This is a genomic window from Pseudomonas sp. NY15354 (genome assembly GCF_048068075.1).
Classification (GTDB): Bacteria; Pseudomonadota; Gammaproteobacteria; order Pseudomonadales; family Pseudomonadaceae; genus Aquipseudomonas; species Aquipseudomonas guariconensis_C.
The window spans coordinates 54,390-72,378 of record NZ_JBLUPV010000012.1; the positions used below are offsets into that span (position 1 = coordinate 54,390).

At 62.7% G+C, this 17,989-nt stretch carries 13 protein-coding genes; 8 read left to right on the forward strand and 5 right to left on the reverse strand.

The annotated features are described in order from the left end of the window. Positions 1 to 155: 155 nt before the first annotated feature. Complete coding sequence (gene gcvP, locus ACNFCH_RS13825; RefSeq protein WP_416742984.1) at positions 156 to 3,029, forward strand: aminomethyl-transferring glycine dehydrogenase; 2,874 nt, start codon at positions 156 to 158, stop codon at positions 3,027 to 3,029. A gap of 163 nt (positions 3,030 to 3,192) precedes the next feature. On the opposite strand, the gene ACNFCH_RS13830 is transcribed toward gcvP, so the two are convergent. The 3 genes from ACNFCH_RS13830 to ACNFCH_RS13840 all read right to left on the reverse strand — a co-directional run bounded on the left by ACNFCH_RS13830 (position 3,193) and on the right by ACNFCH_RS13840 (position 5,737). Next, on the reverse strand, positions 3,193 to 3,507 hold the full coding sequence (locus tag ACNFCH_RS13830) for a DUF2388 domain-containing protein (protein ID WP_337156941.1): 315 nt from the start codon (positions 3,505 to 3,507) through the stop codon (positions 3,193 to 3,195). 92 nt (positions 3,508 to 3,599) lie between these two features. Beyond that, positions 3,600 to 5,282, reverse strand: coding sequence for a GspE/PulE family protein (locus ACNFCH_RS13835; RefSeq protein ID WP_416742985.1), 1,683 nt, complete (start codon positions 5,280 to 5,282; stop codon positions 3,600 to 3,602). A gap of 128 nt (positions 5,283 to 5,410) precedes the next feature. After that, entirely contained in the window at positions 5,411 to 5,737 is a 327-nt protein-coding gene (locus ACNFCH_RS13840; protein WP_337156939.1) for a hypothetical protein, read from the reverse strand. Between the two features lie 126 nt (positions 5,738 to 5,863). On the opposite strand from ACNFCH_RS13840, the gene ACNFCH_RS13845 reads away from it, so the two are divergent. After that, a complete protein-coding gene (locus tag ACNFCH_RS13845; RefSeq protein WP_196162325.1) occupies positions 5,864 to 6,334 on the forward strand; it encodes an Lrp/AsnC family transcriptional regulator in 471 nt (156 codons plus the stop codon). A 99-nt stretch (positions 6,335 to 6,433) separates the two neighbouring features. On the opposite strand, the gene ACNFCH_RS13850 is transcribed toward ACNFCH_RS13845, so the two are convergent. After that, positions 6,434 to 7,801, reverse strand: a complete 1,368-nt coding sequence (locus tag ACNFCH_RS13850; protein ID WP_337156938.1) for an inorganic triphosphatase — start codon at positions 7,799 to 7,801, stop codon at positions 6,434 to 6,436. 122 nt (positions 7,802 to 7,923) lie between these two features. On the opposite strand from ACNFCH_RS13850, the gene argE reads away from it, so the two are divergent. Beyond that, a complete protein-coding gene (argE, locus tag ACNFCH_RS13855) occupies positions 7,924 to 9,066 on the forward strand; it encodes an acetylornithine deacetylase (protein WP_337156937.1) in 1,143 nt (380 codons plus the stop codon). A gap of 126 nt (positions 9,067 to 9,192) precedes the next feature. Continuing rightward, positions 9,193 to 10,491, forward strand: coding sequence for an amino-acid N-acetyltransferase (gene argA / locus ACNFCH_RS13860; RefSeq protein WP_337156936.1), 1,299 nt, complete (start codon positions 9,193 to 9,195; stop codon positions 10,489 to 10,491). A gap of 151 nt (positions 10,492 to 10,642) precedes the next feature. On the opposite strand, the gene ACNFCH_RS13865 is transcribed toward argA, so the two are convergent. After that, a complete protein-coding gene (locus ACNFCH_RS13865) occupies positions 10,643 to 12,019 on the reverse strand; it encodes a glutamine synthetase family protein (RefSeq protein WP_070093647.1) in 1,377 nt (458 codons plus the stop codon). Between the two features lie 667 nt (positions 12,020 to 12,686). Between ACNFCH_RS13865 and ACNFCH_RS13870 the strand changes: the two genes are divergently transcribed. The 4 genes from ACNFCH_RS13870 (at position 12,687) to ACNFCH_RS13885 (ending at position 17,977) form a co-directional block, all read left to right on the forward strand. Next, positions 12,687 to 14,045 (forward strand): glutamine synthetase family protein, encoded by a 1,359-nt coding sequence (locus ACNFCH_RS13870; protein ID WP_043211541.1) that lies wholly within the window; start codon positions 12,687 to 12,689, stop codon positions 14,043 to 14,045. A gap of 48 nt (positions 14,046 to 14,093) precedes the next feature. Continuing rightward, complete coding sequence (locus ACNFCH_RS13875; RefSeq protein WP_337156935.1) at positions 14,094 to 15,455, forward strand: aspartate aminotransferase family protein; 1,362 nt, start codon at positions 14,094 to 14,096, stop codon at positions 15,453 to 15,455. A 169-nt stretch (positions 15,456 to 15,624) separates the two neighbouring features. Next, a complete protein-coding gene (locus tag ACNFCH_RS13880) occupies positions 15,625 to 16,722 on the forward strand; it encodes a polyamine ABC transporter substrate-binding protein (RefSeq protein WP_070093645.1) in 1,098 nt (365 codons plus the stop codon). A 160-nt stretch (positions 16,723 to 16,882) separates the two neighbouring features. Then, the gene (locus tag ACNFCH_RS13885) at positions 16,883 to 17,977 is read left to right on the forward strand and encodes a polyamine ABC transporter substrate-binding protein (RefSeq protein WP_196162331.1); all 1,095 of its coding nucleotides are present in this window, start codon (positions 16,883 to 16,885) and stop codon (positions 17,975 to 17,977) included. Positions 17,978 to 17,989: the final 12 nt, after the last annotated feature.

Below are 17,989 nucleotides of genomic sequence, written 5' to 3' on the forward strand. Positions count from 1 at the left end.
GCAAACCCGCCTCTCGCAGGATCCAGCCGAACCCTGTGGAGGCGGGTTTACCCGCGAAGAAGCCTCCGGGCAATGCAAGTTTTCACGCAGCATCGGCAATCCCTTCCTAGACTTGTAAGTCTCCATGAGACCTGGTCCAGGAAGAGACGATCGCCATGTCCCAGTCGCCATCCTTGAGTCAACTGCAAGAGCTCAACCCCTTCCTGCGTCGTCACCTGGGGCCTGATGCCTCGGAGCAGAAGGCCATGCTCGATGCCCTCGGCATCGCCAGTCGTACCGCACTGATCGAACAGACCGTGCCTCCAGGCATTCGCTTGGCCCGCCCGCTCGACTTGCCTCCCGCCCTGGATGAGCAGGCTGCCTTGGCCAAGCTGGCAAGCTACGCGCAGCAGAACCAGATCTGGACCAGCCTGATCGGCATGGGTTACCACGGGACCCTCACGCCCACCGTCATCCTGCGCAATGTGCTGGAAAACCCGGGCTGGTACACCGCCTACACCCCCTACCAGCCGGAAATCGCCCAGGGACGCCTGGAAGCGCTGCTGAACTTCCAGCAAATGGTGATCGACCTGACCGGTCTGGCCCTGGCCAATGCCTCTTTGCTCGATGAAGCCACGGCGGCGGCGGAGGCCATGGCCCTGGCCAAGCGGATGGCCAAGAGCAAGAGCAATGCCTTCTTCGCCGATGAGCACTGCCATCCGCAAACACTGTCGGTACTGCGCACTCGCGCCGAGGGCTTCGGTTTCGATCTGATCGTCGATTCGCTGGACAACCTGGGCAAGCATCAGGTGTTCGGCGCCTTGTTGCAGTATCCCGACACCCATGGGGAAGTGCGTGACCTGCGTCCGCTGATCGACCAACTGCATGGCCAGCATGCGCTGGCCTGCGTCGCAGCGGACATCCTCAGCCTGGTGGTGCTCACCCCGCCCGGTGAATTGGGAGCCGATGTGGTGCTGGGCTCGACCCAACGCTTTGGTGTGCCCATGGGTTATGGCGGCCCCCATGCCGCCTATTTCGCCTGTCGCGACGAGTTCAAGCGGGCGATGCCGGGGCGCATCATCGGTGTGTCACGCGATGCGCGCGGCAACACCGCCCTGCGCATGGCCTTGCAGACCCGCGAGCAGCACATCCGCCGCGAAAAGGCCAACTCCAACATCTGCACCGCCCAGGTGCTGCTGGCCAACATTGCCGGGTTCTACGCCATCTATCACGGCCCTGAAGGGCTCAGGCGCATCGCCCAGCGGGTGCACCGGCTGACGTTCATACTCGCCGCAGGGCTCGAGGCCAAGGGCATCAAGCGGGTGAACCAGCACTTCTTCGATACCCTCACCCTCGATGTCGGCGGTACCCAGGCGGCGATCATCGAAAGTGCCGAGAAGGCGCGGATCAACCTGCGCATTCTCGGCCGCGGGCACCTGGGCGTGAGCCTGGACGAGACCTGCACCGAGGCGACGGTGATGCGCCTGTTCGATGTCTTCCTGGGCGTCGACCATGGGCTGCGTATCGCCGAGCTCGATGCCCAGGCGCTGCCCGAAGGCATACCGGGCGCCCTGGTCCGGCGCACGCCGTTGCTCACCCATCCGGTGTTCAACCTGCACCACAGCGAAACCGAGATGCTGCGCTACCTCAAACAGTTGGAGAACAAAGACCTGGCGCTGAATCAGTCGATGATCCCGCTGGGCTCGTGCACCATGAAACTCAACGCCACCAGCGAGATGATCCCCATCACCTGGCCAGGCTTCGCCTCGCTGCACCCCTTCGTCCCGGCCGCCCAGGCCCAGGGCTACAAGGCCATGATTGACGAGCTGGAAAGTTGGTTGTGCGCCATCACGGGCTTCGATGCCATCTGCATGCAGCCCAACTCGGGCGCCCAAGGTGAATATGCAGGGCTCATGGCGATCACTCGCTATCACCAGAGCCGCCGACAGCCGCAACGAACCTTGTGCCTGATTCCGTCATCGGCTCACGGCACCAACCCTGCGTCGGCGCAGATGGCCGGCATGGAAGTGGTGATCGTCGATTGCGACGATGAGGGCAACGTCGACCTCGATGACCTGAAGACCAAGGCGCGCACAGCCGGCGACAAGCTGTCCTGCCTGATGATCACCTACCCCTCGACCCATGGGGTGTACGAGGAAGGCATTCGTGAGATTTGCGACGTCATCCACCAGCACGGGGGGCAGGTGTACATGGATGGCGCCAACCTCAATGCCCAGGTCGGCCTGACGCGACCGGCCGACATTGGTGCCGATGTCTCGCACATGAACTTGCACAAGACCTTCTGCATTCCCCATGGCGGCGGAGGCCCAGGGATGGGGCCGATCGGGGTACGTGCCCACCTCAAGGCGTTCGTTGCCAGCCACCCGGTGGTGCCGGTGCCAGGGCTCGATCCGAACAACAGCGCAGTCAGCGCCGCGCCTTGGGGCAGCGCGAGCATCCTGCCGATCAGCTGGATGTACATCGCCATGATGGGGCCGCAGTTGGCCGACGCCAGCGAGGTGGCAATCCTGTCGGCCAACTACCTGGCTCATCAGCTCGACGGCGCTTTCCCTGTGCTGTACCGGGGGCGCAACGAGCGTGTGGCCCACGAATGCATCCTTGACCTGCGCCCGCTCAAGGCGCTGACCGGCATTACCGAGGAGGATGTGGCCAAGCGTCTGATGGACTACGGCTTCCATGCGCCGACCATGTCGTTCCCGGTGCCGGGTACCTTGATGGTCGAACCGACCGAGAGCGAGTCCAAGGCTGAACTGGACCGCTTCGTCGAGGCGATGCTGGCGATCCGGGCGGAGATCGATGAAGTGAAGGAGGGCAACTGGCCGGCTGACGACAACCCGCTCAAGCATGCGCCGCATACCCTCGCCGATGTGTTGGCGCCCTGGACGCGACCCTATAGCCTGGAGCAGGGCGTAGCCCCCAGTGCTCACGTGCGGCTGCACAAGTACTGGCCAGCGGTGAACCGGGTCGACAACGTGTATGGGGACAGGAACCTGTTCTGTTCGTGCGTGCCGGTGGAGGCGTATCGCTGAGGGAGATATAACCTCAGGCTCTGAGTCGCACGTTTCGCGGGTAAACCCCACAGAGGCCAGCGCGGACCAGTGGGAGCGGGTTTACCCGCGAAGAAGACGCCACGGAGCAAGGCCATTGCTCACACAGGCCCGGTGATGGATCTGTGGAAATGGCCCTGCGGTGTTACTCGGCGACGGCGTTCTTGGCCAGGATCGCGTTGGCCAGGTCCATGTCGGTGGCACTCATGCCGGGGTTGTCGGCGCGCACCTTGCGGATCGCCGCTTCCAGGTACGGCCCGCGAATGGCGCCTTCGCTGGCGACGAAGCTACCGGCGTCGTCCTGGGCTGCCACGACCATCTTGTGGTCACGAGAGGTCAGGTAGCTCGACGCAGTGGTCGCGCCGGAAGTCATGACGTTACGCCAGAAAGTATCGGCCATGGCGGAGCCAACAGGCAGCGAAAGCAGGGCGGCGGCTGCGATGGCGGTTTTGAGACGCATGGTGCATTCACCTCGAATGGTGAGGGTTGTGGGAGTGGCCGTTTGGATCGTGTCTGGGTGACGCAAGTTCCCTGAATACAAGGGATTTTTGCTCACGAGCAGACCCTGAGCACCTCCGCCAGACAGGTCTGCCCCGCGCTGATTTTCACCTCTCCGCAATGACGTAGATCCTGCAAACCTTCCGCCAGGGCCATCCGGCGCAGGGCGGCCAGATCACTGTTGGGGCCGATGCTGGCGCGCAGGCCTTCGCTTGGGACCAGCAGCTCGAACAGCCCCGTGCGGCCAAGAAACCCCGTCCCTCGACAGGCACGACAGGCCAGATCGTCGAGGGCCGCCGTGCCCCGGCACTCGCCGCAAAAGGTACGTACCAGGCGCTGGGCCATTACGCCGAGCAGCGTGGCCTTGAGCAGGTAGTCCGCCACCCCCAGCTCCTGCAGGCGGGTGATCGCGCTGCAGGTGTCGTCGGTGTGCAGGGTAGAAAGCACCAAGTGCCCCGTCAGCGCCGCCTGGACCGCGACTTGGGCGGTTTCGCGGTCGCGTATCTCGCCGATCATGATGATGTCCGGGTCCTGGCGCAGCAGGGCACGCACGCCATTGGCAAAACCCAGGTCGAGGCTCGGTTGGACCTGTAGCTGGTTGAACGCAGGCTCCAGGCGCTCGATAGGGTCTTCGATGGTGCACAGGTTGACCTGGGGTGTGGCCAGCTGCCGAAGGCTGGCGTAAAGCGTGCTGGTCTTGCCCGAGCCCGTGGGGCCTGTGACCAGGACAATGCCTTGGCGATGGTTCAGCAACCCTTGCCACTGGTGTAGCAAGTCGCCCTCCAGGCCCAGCTGACGAAAGTCCTGGTGTGACTGCTGGGAGTCGAACAGCCGTAGCACCAGCTTTTCACCAAAGGGCGTGGGCAAGGTGGACAGCCGCAGCTCCACCTCGCCTCCTCCCGGCAGACGACTTTTCAGGCGGCCGTCCTGGGGGCGGCGTTTTTCCGCGACATCCATACGCCCCAGGTGCTTGAGGCGGCTGACCAACGCCAGGATGACGCCGGCGGGAAACGCGTAGACGGTGTGCAGCAAACCATCGATGCGGTAGCGCAACTGGCCCTGCTCGCGGCGCGGCTCGAGGTGGATATCGCTGGCGCGTTGTTCGATGGCGTACTGCAGCAGCCAGTCGACGATGTGCACGATGTGGGCGTCATCGGCGCTGGCTTCGGTCTGGCGCTGGCCAAGTTCCAGCAAATGCTCCAGCTCGCCCAGGCCCGTGGTCTGCTGGCGTTGTGCGCCGTTGACCGAGTGGGCCAGGCGAACGAAGGTCTGGGCCAACTGGCGAATCTGCACCGGGCTGGCCAGCACGCGGCGGATCGGCTTGCCCAGGCTGCGGGCCAGGTCGGCTTCCCACTCGCACTGGAAGGGCTGGGCGCTGGCCACCGTGATGCCGCTGTCATCCACGGCCACGGCGAGGATGCCGTGGCGCTGGGCGAAGGCTGGCGACATCAGGCCGCTGACCTGCTGCAGGTCGACTTGCAGTGGGTCAATACGCATGAACGGCTGGCCGGCCCGGGTAGCCAGCCATTGGCACAGGGTATCCAGATCCAGGTGTCGGTCGGGATGGCGCCGGTCTTGGAGGCCCAGGCCGGCGATGGTCTCCAATGGGTGCTGGCCTGGATGGCGATGGGCCTGTTCGAGGACGCGCAAGGTGTCGCTGGCGTCCAGGTGCTGCTCGACGAGCAGGGCGTCGAGCAGCCGGCTCAACTCGAGGGCTTGGGTATCGTCGGTGTACATGATGGCTTCCTTGCCAGGGTGGATCGGTCCCGGGGAAGGCTAGCCGGCATCGGAGGAAGCAGGCGGGGTAAAAAGTATCTGGATCTTGCTCAGCAAGCGTCGAGCGCGGCACCCCCCTCTTGCGGCTCTCAGCTGGCGGCCACTTCGGCCATCTGTGGCAGGTTTTCCAGGCTCACTTGATCGATACACACGAGGTTGCGCAGCTTTTGCGCAATGACTTCGGCTCGGTGCCAGCTCAATCCACCGACGTTCACTTCGATGTTCAGCAGATCGTCTCTCTGTTCCACATGAACACGGTGCGGTGTGAGGAACTGCAACGCGAAGAGGTTGAGCACCCGGCACAGGCTGTCTGGCTCAGCCTCGGCCTGCAGGCGATAGCGTGCGGTGCAATGAGCGGCATGGGCGGCCCAGGTGTCGGTGCGTTGCGGGGTATCAGGGCGTTCAAGTGCGTTCATGCCGGTCTCCATCATCGAGGAAGAAATTCTGGCACGTCGGCATGGGCATTTTTTCGCTATGATTCCAGTGAATTGCCGGCAAGTCAGATAGATCTATTCGAAAATTCAAACAATGGAGAATTATTAATGCAGTGCGAGCTCGACGCCTACGACCGCCGCATCCTGGAGCTGTTGCAGGAAGATGCTTCGCTGTCCAGCGCGCAGATCGCCGAGCGTATTGGCCTGTCGCAATCGCCGTGCTGGCGGCGCATACAGCGGTTGAAGGAAGAGGGAATCATTCGTGGCCAGGTGACCTTGCTCGACCGCAAGAAGGTTGGCCTTAACACGCAGATCTTCGCCGAGGTAAAGCTCAACGCCCATGGGCGTTCGAACTTCACCGAGTTCACCGAGGCGATCCGCGGTTTTCCGCAGGTGCTGGAATGCTATGTGCTGATGGGTTCGGTGGATTTTTTGCTGCGCATCGTCACGCCGGACATCGAAGCCTACGAGCGGTTTTTCTTCGAAAAGCTGTCCAACGTGCCGGGGATTCAGGAGGTCAACTCGATCGTGGCCTTGTCCGAAATCAAGTCCACGACCAGCTTGCCGTTATCCGGGTGAAGCGTTCGCGGGTGAGCCCGCTCCAGGTACGGCGCAGGCCTCAGGCTTTGCGGCCGTTCCTGTGGGAGCGAGTTCACCCGCGAAGCAGACGATGCGCTATCAGACTTTGAGCAGATGCTTCCAGCCCCGGCTCTGATCGATGGCACGAGCCTGCTCGATCCGCGCTTCCAGCACTTCATCGCTGATCGGCAGTTCGGCCAGCTCATGCAGTTTCTTCAGGTCGCCATACAGGCGGTCCATCTGTGGCGCCTCGAGCACCTGGCGGGCATGGTGCAGCCAGGCCAGCAATTGCTCGATGCGTGGCAGTTGCTCGGCAAGGTCTTCCGGGCGCTGGGCATACAGCGGCAGCTTCAGCGAACGGCCTTCTTCGCCCAGCAGGTGCACCAGCCAGCTGGCCAGGTGCGCCTTGCCCTGGCGCTCGCCCCGGCCGGCGCGATCGACGGTCCAGGTGCGGGCCAGCAGCCAGCGCGAGGTTTCCAGGGAGAACTGGCCCCAGCGGGTGTCTTCGAGCTCATCGCCGAACTGCTCGGGGGCAGCGCGGCGGATGTCCTCGTCGTCATTGCCGGCCTGTACCAGCGGACGCCAGTCTTCCAGCAGTGCGTCCAGGCGCATGCGCAGGTCACGGGTGGTGGCACGCGGTGCGGCCTGCCCCAGGGTGCTGACCAAGGCGCGCAGCTCAGCCAGGCACTGCACCCAGTCCTGCAGCAGGCGCCAGTGGCCACTGTGACGGTATTGCTCGGCCAGGCGCTGGCTGCTGCCCAGCAGTTGCCAGGCCAGCGCCGTGAAGGCGTCGTCCACCGAGGTTTCGGCTTCAAGCTCAGTGCTAGGCAGGCTCAGCTCGTAGCTGTCGGGCTCGAGCAGGCGGTAGCCGCGTTCGGCCTTGCTGATGTCGCAGGGCATCAGCGGCAGGCTGGCGGCCAGTTCGGCGGCGAGCTCCAGCAGCGCTTCAGGGGCGCCTTCGCGCAGTTCGAGCTCCAGCTCGCAGATTTCTTCCTTGCGCTTGCCGGCGATGACGAAGCCCTGGTCCAGGGCGGCTTCGATCACCACCTTGGCCTTGCCACGGCCCCAGGCGATCTCCGCGAACTCGCGGGTGAAATCGGTGGTGAACAGCGGCTTGATGGTCTTTTTGTCCAGCCCCGCCAGTTGCTCCGGCCAGCAGGTGTCGTCGAGCTTCTTGAGGTCCAGCTTGACCTTGTCCAGGTGCCACTCGTGCTCGTTGCGCTCGGACAGGCCGGCCACGCTCTGGCCGCGACACTTGAGGGTCTGGATGATGACCTCGCCGTCACGACGCAGGCGCAGGGCGACGCGGGCGGCCGCGAGGTCGCGATCCGGGGTGTCGAAGTACTGGTTGAGCAGCTCGCGAGTCTGCCAGCCGGACTTGTTGCGCTTTTTCAGCAGGGGGTGCTCGCGCAGGGCGGCAAGGGTCTCGCGGCTGGCGCGGAGCTTGAGTTCGGTTTCTTTGTGCATCGCAGGCTCGAAGGAGGGGGCATCGTTGCCGTGCAGTCTACAGCAGTCGGCTCCCGGCTGTTGGGTTGTTCCAGGGGTGGGATGCATTGCTATGATGGGCCTCGAGCCCGAGGAGAGCGCCTATGCCCTTGCCGTCGCTGAAAGACCAGTTCGCCGCCCTGATCGCCGCACCGTCGGTCAGTTGCACCCAGCCTGCATTGGATCAGTCCAACCGACAGGTCATCGAGCTGCTGGCCGGCTGGCTGGGCGACCTGGGTTTCGCCTGCGAGATCCGCCAGGTCACGCCCGGCAAGTTCAACCTGCTGGCCAGTCGTGGCACGGGCCCCGGCGGGCTGGTTCTGGCCGGGCACAGCGATACCGTGCCCTACGACCCGCAACTGTGGACGAGCGATCCGCTGAAGCTGACCGAAGTCGATGGCCGCTGGGTTGGTCTGGGTAGTTGCGACATGAAAGGCTTCTTCGCCCTGATCATCGAGGCCGTACTGCCATTGCTGGAGCACGACTTCAAGCAGCCACTGCTGATTCTCGCGACCTGCGACGAGGAAAGCTCCATGTCCGGCGCCCGCGCTTTGGCCGAGGCCGGTCAGCCCCTGGGCCGCGCGGCGGTGATCGGCGAGCCCACGGGCCTGCGGCCGATCCGCATGCACAAGGGTATTCTGATGGACCGCATCGATATCCTCGGCCGTAGCGGTCACTCGTCGGACCCAAGCCTTGGGCACAGCGCCCTGGAGGCGATGCATGCGGTGATGGGCGAGCTGATGGGGCTGCGCCAGCAATGGCAACAGGCCTACCGCAACCCGCAGTTCAGCGTGCCAACCCCCACGATGAACTTTGGCTGTATTCACGGAGGGGACAACCCCAACCGTATCTGCGGCCAATGTGCCCTGGAGTTCGACCTGCGCCCGCTGCCAGGCATGGATGTCGAGCAACTGCGTGCGGCGATCCGGGAAAAACTGCTGCCGGTGGCCGAGCGCCATGAAGTGCGTATCGACTATGCGCCGCTGTTCCCGGAAGTGCCGCCGTTCGAGCAGGCCGCCGACGCCGAGCTGGTGCAATTGGCCGAACGTCTGACCGGCCATCGCGCCGAGGCAGTGGCCTTTGGCACCGAAGCGCCTTATCTTCAGCAGTTGGGCTGCCAGACCATCGTCTTGGGCCCTGGCGACATTGCCTGCGCCCACCAGCCGGGCGAATACCTTGAAATGTCACGTATCGCGCCTACCGTGCGTCTATTGCGTGAATTGATCCGGCACTATTGCTTGAGCTAAACGTCCATTGACCTGATTCGTCCCTGCCTAGAGGAGACCGCGCGTGACCGTAAGCCTGTTCCGACGATGATTTTGAACGCTGTCGTTTGTTCGCCGTTCTCCGTTCACTTATCCACAGGCCCTGTCATGCCCGATTACGTCAACTGGCTGCGCCATGCTTCTCCCTACATCAACGCTCATCGCGATTGCACCTTCGTGGTCATGCTTCCCGGCGATGGCGTGGATCACCCCAACTTCGGCAACATCGTCCATGACCTGGTGCTGCTGCACAGCCTCGGCGTGCGGCTGGTGCTGGTCCATGGCTCGCGCCCGCAGATCGAAAGCCGCCTGGCCGAGCGCGGCCTGACCCCTCACTATCATCGCGGCATGCGCGTCACCGATGCGGCGACCCTGGACTGCGTGATCGATGCCGTCGGCGCCCTGCGCCTGGCCATCGAGGCGCGCCTTTCGATGGATATCGCCGCCTCGCCGATGCAGGGCTCGCGCCTGCGGGTGGCTTCGGGCAACCTGGTCACTGCCCGGCCGATCGGGGTACTCGAAGGGGTCGACTATCACCACACCGGCGAGGTGCGGCGGATCGACCGCAAGGGCATCAACCGCCTGCTCGATGAGCGCTCCATCGTGTTGCTGTCGCCCCTGGGCTACTCGCCCACTGGAGAGATCTTCAACCTGGCATGCGAAGACGTGGCCACCCGCGCCGCCATCGAGCTTGGCGCCGACAAGCTGCTGCTGTTCGGTGCCGAACCCGGCTTGCTGGACGAGCATGGCAAGTTGGTGCGTGAACTGCGACCGCAACAGGTGCCCGCGCATCTGCAGCGCCTGGGCAGCGACTATCAGGGCGAACTGCTGGATGCCGCCGCCGAGGCTTGCAAGGGTGGCGTGGCGCGCAGCCACATCGTCAGCTATGCCGAAGACGGCGCGCTGCTGACCGAACTCTTCACCCGCGGTGGTGGCGGCACGCTGGTGTCCCAAGAGCAGTTCGAAGTGGTGCGTGAGGCGACTATTGACGATGTAGGTGGTTTGCTGGAACTGATCAGCCCGCTGGAAGAGCAGGGCATCCTCGTGCGGCGTTCGCGCGAGGTGCTTGAGCGTGAGATCGAGCAGTTCAGCGTCGTCGAACGAGAGGGCATGATCATCGCCTGCGCGGCGCTGTATCCGATTGCCGACTCCGAGGCTGGGGAGCTGGCGTGCCTGGCGGTGAACCCTGAATATCGCCATGGCGGGCGCGGCGATGAGCTGCTTGAGCGAATCGAGAGCCGGGCGCGGCAGCAGGGGCTGAGCACCCTGTTCGTGCTCACCACCCGTACCGCGCACTGGTTCCGCGAGCGCGGCTTCGCACCCAGTGGCGTGGAGCGGCTGCCGGCGGCGCGGGCATCGCTGTACAACTACCAGCGCAATTCGAAAATCTTCGAGAAGCCCTTGTAAACCTGTACTGGCCTCTTCGTGGGTGAACCCGCTCCCGCAGAATCTTCACCGGACCTGAGGCCGGCGCGGTCCCTGTGGGAGCGGGTTTACCCGCGAAGCAGACGACACCGATCTCGAACAAAAACGCCGCCCCTGGGGGCGGCGTTTTCGTTCACACGGTATGCAGATACCAGTTGTACTCGAGGTCGGAGATCGAGTGCTCGAACTCCTCCAGCTCGCTCTCCTTGCACGCGACGAAAATGTCGATGTACTTCGGATCGATGTACTTGTTCAGGATTTCACTGTCGTCCAGCTCGCGCAGGGCATCGCGCAGGTTGTTCGGCAGGCTCTGCTCCAGCTGCTCGTACGAGTTGCCTTCGATCGGCTCGCCCGGCTCGACCTTGTTGGTCAGGCCGTGGTGCACACCGGCCAGCACGGCAGCCATCATCAGGTACGGGTTGGCGTCGGCACCGGCTACGCGGTGTTCGATGCGCACGGCGTCCGGCGAGCCGGTCGGCACGCGCAGGGCCACGGTACGGTTGTCCAGGCCCCAGCTCGGCGCATTCGGCACATAGAACTGTGCGCCGAAGCGACGGTACGAGTTGACGTTCGGGCACAGGAACGCCATGGACGCGGGCAGGGTCTCGAGCACACCGCCGACAGCGTGACGTAGCGCGGCGTTCTGCTCGGGATCCTCGCTGGTGAAGATGTTGTTGCCATCTTTGTCCAGCACGGAGATGTGTACATGCAGGCCATTGCCCGCCTGGCCCGGATAGGGCTTGGCCATGAAGGTGGTGTCCATCTCATGGTCGTAGGCGATGTTCTTGATCAGGCGCTTGAGCAGTACGGCGTAGTCACAGGCCTTGAGCGGGTCGGCGACGTGGTGCAGGTTGACTTCGAACTGGGCCGGGGCGCTTTCCTTGACGATGGCGTCGGCGGGAATGCCTTGCTCCTTGGCGCCTTCGAGGATGTCCTGCAGGCAATCGGCGTATTCGTCCAGGTCGTCGATCAGGTACACCTGGGTCGACTGTGGACGCTTGCCGGAGATCGGCGAGCGTGGCGGCTGCGGACGGCCGTTCACGTTCTCCTGGTCGATCAGATAGAACTCAAGCTCGAAGGCTGCGCAGATCGTCAGGCCCATCTCGGTGAACTTGTTCACCACCTGGCGCAGGACCTCGCGCGGGTCGGCGAAGAACGGCTCGCCTTCCAGTTCGTGCATGGTCATCAGCAGCTGGGCGGTGGGGCGCTTCTGCCAAGGTTCGTTGGAGAGTGTGTCAGGGATCGGGTAGCAGATGCGGTCGGCATCGCCGATGTCCAGGCCAAGGCCGGTGCTTTCGACGGTGGAACCGTTGATATCCAGGGCGAAGAGGGAGGCGGGCAGGTTGATGCCTTTCTCGTAAACCTTGTGGAGGCTGGTGCGTTCGATGCGCTTGCCGCGCACCACACCATTCATATCTGCAATCAGAAGGTCAACGTAGAGAACCTCAGGATGTTCCTTAAGGAACGCGTTCGCTTCGTTAAGCTGAACGGCACGCGGGGGTACCGACATGATGCAACACCTTTGTTGTTAAAAATATCAATCAAGGGGGGCTTGCAAGCCCAGTCAATCCGAAAGACCTGGCGAAGTCAAGCCAACCCCATGATGCCCCTAAATGGCACAGCAACGGCAGAAATGCTGCATCTGGGGGCAACTCATTATCCGCTATTTTGGCCCCAAAGGGCTATCGCGGGCTAAGCGTGGTTTATTTTTTACGGAGTGGTTGTGTAAAAAAATGAACAAGGCTAAGCTCGGACTCAACCCAGAACACAATAATACGAGGGTCACATGGTCCGCCTGCCGAGACCTGGAAGCGCTGCCTGCGCCGCGCACACAGGTATTCCCAGCATTCGCCGCGACGGCTTCGCACGCATTGAGTCCTGCGCGCGCGCTCTGCTCGCAATAATTGACGGCTGGTCAGGTCCATCCTCCGTTCGTAGCAGTTTCCTGCACGTCTTTTCGCTTCTCTGCCCTTTGTTTGTATCGCGGACACGCTTGTATCGAGTGTATCTGCTGTCGTCTTGCGCGTGGGTTTTTGCTTTAGCCAAGCACTGCATCCAGAATCAAGGCGCGGGTCTGCCATGGCATTTACGGCCAGGCAGCGTCCGCCTTGATCGACGCCAGGCGTCAGCGGCGCCCGACTATCGTCAGCCGGGCCACATTACCTCCTGAGGTATTTATGAGTACCAACCTCGACCAGCTCACCGATTGGTTGAAAGAGCACAAGATCACCGAAGTGGAATGCCTGATCAGCGACCTGACCGGCATCACCCGCGGCAAGATTTCGCCGACCAACAAATTCATCGCGGAAAAGGGCATGCGCCTGCCCGAGAGCGTCCTGCTGCAGACCGTGACCGGCGATTACGTCGACGACGACATCTATTACCAGCTGCTGGACCCGGCCGACATCGACATGATCTGCCGTCCCGACGAGAGCGCTGTGTTCCTGGTGCCGTGGGCCATCGAGCCGACCGCCCAGGTCATCCACGACACCTACGACAAGAAGGGCAACCCGGTCGAGCTGTCGCCGCGCAACGTGCTCAAGAAGGTCCTCAAGCTGTACGCCGACAAAGGCTGGCAGCCGATCGTGGCACCTGAAATGGAGTTCTACCTGACCAAGCGCAGCGAAGACCCCGACTTCCCGCTGCAGCCGCCGGTGGGCCGCTCCGGCCGTCCGGAGACCGGTCGCCAGTCGTTCTCCATCGAGGCCGCCAACGAGTTCGACCCTTTGTTCGAGGACGTCTACGACTGGTGCGAACTGCAACAGCTGGACCTCGACACACTCATCCACGAAGACGGCACGGCGCAGATGGAAATCAACTTCCGTCACGGCAACGCCCTGCACCTGGCCGACCAGATTTTGGTGTTCAAGCGCACCATGCGTGAGGCGGCGCTCAAGCACAACGTGGCGGCGACCTTCATGGCCAAGCCCATGACCGGTGAGCCGGGCAGCGCCATGCACCTGCACCAGAGCGTGGTCGATGTGGCCACCGGCAAGAACATCTTCTCCAACGAGGACGGCAGCATGAGCGAGCTGTTCCTCAACCACATCGGCGGCCTGCAGAAGTTCATCCCTGAAGCGCTGCCGCTGTTCGCTCCCAACGTCAACTCGTTCCGCCGCTTCCTGCCGGACACCTCGGCACCGGTGAACGTCGAATGGGGCGAGGAGAACCGTACTGTCGGCCTGCGCGTGCCCGATGCCGGCCCGCAGAATCGCCGCGTGGAAAACCGTCTGCCCGGTGCCGACGCCAACCCTTACCTGGCCATCGCCGCGAGTCTGCTGTGCGGCTACATCGGCATGGTCGAGGGCATCGGCGCCAGCGCGCCGGTCCAGGGCCGTGGCTACGAGCGGCGCAACCTGCGCCTGCCGCTGACCATCGAGGATGCCTTGGAGCGCATGGAGAACTGCCGCGCGCTGGAGCAGTACCTGGGCAAGAAATTCATCAGCGGCTACGTGGCCACCAAACGAGCCGAGCACGAGAACTTCAAACGGGTAATCAGCTCCTGGGAACGCGAGTTCCTGCTGTTTGCCGTCTGATCAAACTTGGGGCCGCTGGAGCGCGGCTGTCGGATAACGGAGAAGCACATGAGCGTCAACAACCCGCAAACCCGTGAATGGCAAACCCTGAGCGGTGAGCACCACCTGGCACCTTTCAGCGACTACAAGCAGCTGAAGGAAAAAGGGCCGCGCATCATCACCAAGGCCCAGGGCGTGCATTTGTGGGACAGCGAGGGTCACAAGATCCTCGACGGCATGGCGGGCCTGTGGTGCGTGGCCGTCGGCTATGGCCGTGAAGAACTGGTGCAGGCGGCGGAAAAACAAATGCGTGAGCTGCCGTACTACAACCTGTTCTTCCAGACCGCTCACCCGCCAGCCCTGGAGCTGGCCAAGGCGATCACCGATGTGGCGCCCAAGGGCATGACCCATGTGTTCTTCACCGGCTCCGGCTCCGAAGGCAACGACACCGTGCTGCGCATGGTCCGCCACTACTGGGCGCTCAAGGGCAAGCCTAACAAGCAGACCATCATCGGCCGCATCAACGGCTACCACGGCTCCACCGTCGCTGGCGCCAGCCTGGGCGGCATGAGTGGCATGCACGAGCAGGGCGGCCTGCCGATCCCGGGCATCGTGCACATCCCGCAGCCGTACTGGTTCGGTGAAGGCGGCGACATGACCCCGGATGAATTCGGTGTATGGGCCGCTGAACAGCTGGAAAAGAAAATCCTGGAAGTCGGCGAAGACAATGTCGCGGCGTTCATCGCCGAGCCGATCCAGGGCGCCGGCGGAGTGATCATCCCGCCGGACACCTACTGGCCGAAGATCAAGGAGATCCTCGCCAAGTACGACATTCTGTTCGTCGCCGACGAGGTGATCTGTGGCTTTGGCCGTACCGGCGAGTGGTTCGGCTCGGACTACTACGGCCTGGAACCCGACCTGATGACCATCGCCAAGGGCCTGACCTCCGGTTACATCCCCATGGGCGGTGTGATCGTGCGTGACACCGTGGCCCAGGTACTCAGCGAAGGCGGCGACTTCAACCACGGCTTCACCTATTCCGGCCACCCGGTGGCCGCCGCCGTGGGCCTGGAAAACCTGCGCATCCTGCGCGACGAGAAGATCGTCGAGCGAGCCAGGACCGAAACGGCACCTTATTTGCAAAAGCGTTTGCGTGAACTGCAAGACCACCCGCTGGTGGGCGAGGTCCGCGGCCTGGGCCTGCTCGGCGCGATCGAGCTGGTCAAGGACAAGGCGAACCGCACCCGTCACGAGGGCAAGGGCGTCGGCATGATCTGCCGTACGCACTGCTTCGAGAACGGCCTGGTGATGCGCGCGGTGGGCGACACCATGATCATCGCGCCGCCCCTGGTGATCAGTCACGCGGAGATCGACGAGTTGGTTGAAAAGGCACGCAAATGCCTGGATTTGACGTACGAAGCGATCAAGTGACGGTCTGCTAGGCTGGCAAAGCGACATTAAGCGGTTACAGGGCCCTGCTTTTCTTGAAACAGCGCCTTGTAACTTGCCAGACTAGCGGCTGTTTCAGTCGCCCAGCGCTGTACCGTGGGATCTTGGCTGCTGAACAGATGGCTTGATAATAAATTCTGGAGCATTACGCATGAAGAAAATGGGCAAGACGTTGCTGGCCGCGGCTCTGATGGGTGCCATGGCTACCGCTGTTCAGGCTGACGACAAAACGCTGCACGTCTACAACTGGTCCGACTACATCGCACCGGACACCATCGCCAACTTCGAGAAGCAGACCGGCATCAAGGTCGTCTACGACGTCTTCGACAGCAACGAGACCTTGGAAGCCAAGCTGCTGGCCGGCAAGTCCGGCTACGACGTGGTCGTGCCGTCGAACAACTTCCTGGCCAAGCAGATCAAGGCTGGCGTCTACCAGGAACTGGACCGCTCCAAGCTGCCGAACTGGAAGAACCTGGACGAAGACCTGCTCAAGGCCGTGGGCGATGCCAGCGACCCGGGCAACAAGCATGCCTTCCCGTACATGTGGGGCTCGATCGGCATCGGCTACAACCCGGAGAAGGTCAAGGCTGCGCTGGGCGTGGACAAGATCGATTCCTGGGACGCCGTGTTCAAGCCTGAGAACATCGCCAAGCTCAAGAGCTGCGGCGTGAGCTTCCTGGACGCGCCGACCGAAATGATCCCGGCGGCACTGCACTACCTGGGCAAGCCATCCAACAGCACCGACAAGAAAGACCTGAAGGCTGCCGAAGAGCTGTTCCTGAGCATTCGTCCTTCGATCACCTACTTCCACTCCTCCAAGTACATCTCTGACCTGGCCAACGGCAACATCTGCGTGGCCGTCGGCTACTCGGGCGACCTGGAGCAGTCCAAGGCCCGTGCCCACGAGGCAGGCGACAAGGTCAAGCTGAGCTACGTCATTCCGAAGGAAGGCGCCGGTACCTTCTACGACATGGTCGCCATTCCTAAGGATGCCGAAAACGTCGAAGCGGCCTACAAGTTCATGGACTTCCTGATGCAACCGGAAGTCATGGCCGGCATCACCAACGCCGTGCGTTTCCCGAACGGCAACAAGGCGGCTACTCCACTGGTCGACAAGGACATCACCAGCGACCCGAGCATCTACCCGCCGGCTGACGTGAAGAAAAAGCTGTACGCGATCGCCGACCCAGGTGCCAAGGCCCAGCGTGAGATCACTCGCAGCTGGACCAAGATCAAGTCGGGCAAGTAAGCCCGTCTCGAAGCCCTCTGGGCCGGGGTTTCCCGGCCCGGAAGGTGTGTAAGGCAATTTTGTTTGCGGCATCGATGCAGCGAAGGTAAGTTGCGCGCCGGTTTTGCGTGTACGGCAGCGTCGCCGTCACCCAGAGGCACTGATTGTGAGGACCATCCACTTGTCTATTTCCGTATTTCGCAAGGCCATGATGGCTGGAGCGGGTCTGACGCTGGCATTCGGCGTCCAAGCAGCGCCCACGGTGCATATCTACAACTGGTCGGACTATATTGGCCCAACGACGCTCGCCGATTTCCAGAAGGCGACCGGCATCGAGGCCAAGTACGACGTCTTCGACTCCAACGAAACCCTGGAAGGCAAGCTGCTGGCCGGTCGCACCGGCTATGACGTGGTCGTGCCGTCCAACCATTTCCTGGGCAAGCAGATCAAGGCGGGCGCCTTCCAGAAGCTCGACCGCAGCCTGCTGCCAAACTATTCCAACCTGGACCCGGCACTGATGAAGCGCCTCGAGCGCAATGACCCGGGCAACCAGTACGCCGTGCCTTACCTGTGGGGCACCAACGGCATCGGTTACAACGTCGAGAAGGTCAAGGCGGTGCTGGGTACCGACAAGATCGACTCCTGGGCTGTGCTCTTCGAGCCCGAGAACATGAAGAAGCTCTCCAAGTGCGGCGTGGCCTTCCTGGACTCGGCAGACGAAATGCTGCCGGCCGTGCTCAACTACATGGGGCTGGACCCCAACAGCAGCAACCCCAAGGACTACCAGGCGGCCGAACAGAAACTCCTGGCCGTGCGTCCCTACGTGACCTACTTCCATTCCTCGAAATACATCACTGACCTGGCCAATGGCGACATCTGCGTCGCGGCCGGTTTCTCCGGTGATGTGTTCCAGGCCAAGGCCCGTGCCGAAGAAGCCGGCAAGGGCGTGAAACTGGCCTACGCCATTCCAAAGGAAGGCGGCAACCTCTGGTTCGATGTGCTGGCGATTCCCAAGGATGCCAGCAACGTCAAAGAGGCCCACGCCTTCATCAACTATCTGCTGAAACCTGAGGTCATTGCTCAGGTCAGCGATTATGTCGGTTACGCCAACCCGAACCCCAAGGCTGGCGACCTGATGGATCAGGCCGTGAGGACTGACGCTGCGGTCTACCCACCGCAGGAAGTGCTGGACAAGATGTTCGTCAATGCTGAGTTGCCACCGAAGGTGCAACGTCTGATGACCCGTAGCTGGACCAAGGTCAAGTCGGGCAAGTAATCATCCAGACCC

Bases quoted from the DNA above. Each gene is read 5' to 3' on its own strand.
- ACNFCH_RS13830 (WP_337156941.1), bottom strand. From the start codon at position 3,507: ATGCGTCTCAAAACCGCCATCGCAGCCGCCGCCCTGCTTTCGCTGCCT.
- gcvP (WP_416742984.1), top strand. From the start codon at position 156: ATGTCCCAGTCGCCATCCTTGAGTCAACTGCAAGAGCTCAACCCCTTC.
- ACNFCH_RS13845 (WP_196162325.1), top strand. From the start codon at position 5,864: ATGCAGTGCGAGCTCGACGCCTACGACCGCCGCATCCTGGAGCTGTTG.
- ACNFCH_RS13870 (WP_043211541.1), top strand. From the start codon at position 12,687: ATGAGTACCAACCTCGACCAGCTCACCGATTGGTTGAAAGAGCACAAG.
- ACNFCH_RS13850 (WP_337156938.1), bottom strand. From the start codon at position 7,801: ATGCACAAAGAAACCGAACTCAAGCTCCGCGCCAGCCGCGAGACCCTT.
- ACNFCH_RS13840 (WP_337156939.1), bottom strand. From the start codon at position 5,737: ATGAACGCACTTGAACGCCCTGATACCCCGCAACGCACCGACACCTGG.
- ACNFCH_RS13875 (WP_337156935.1), top strand. From the start codon at position 14,094: ATGAGCGTCAACAACCCGCAAACCCGTGAATGGCAAACCCTGAGCGGT.
- ACNFCH_RS13865 (WP_070093647.1), bottom strand. From the start codon at position 12,019: ATGTCGGTACCCCCGCGTGCCGTTCAGCTTAACGAAGCGAACGCGTTC.
- ACNFCH_RS13835 (WP_416742985.1), bottom strand. From the start codon at position 5,282: ATGTACACCGACGATACCCAAGCCCTCGAGTTGAGCCGGCTGCTCGAC.
- ACNFCH_RS13880 (WP_070093645.1), top strand. From the start codon at position 15,625: ATGAAGAAAATGGGCAAGACGTTGCTGGCCGCGGCTCTGATGGGTGCC.
- argA (WP_337156936.1), top strand. From the start codon at position 9,193: ATGCCCGATTACGTCAACTGGCTGCGCCATGCTTCTCCCTACATCAAC.
- argE (WP_337156937.1), top strand. From the start codon at position 7,924: ATGCCCTTGCCGTCGCTGAAAGACCAGTTCGCCGCCCTGATCGCCGCA.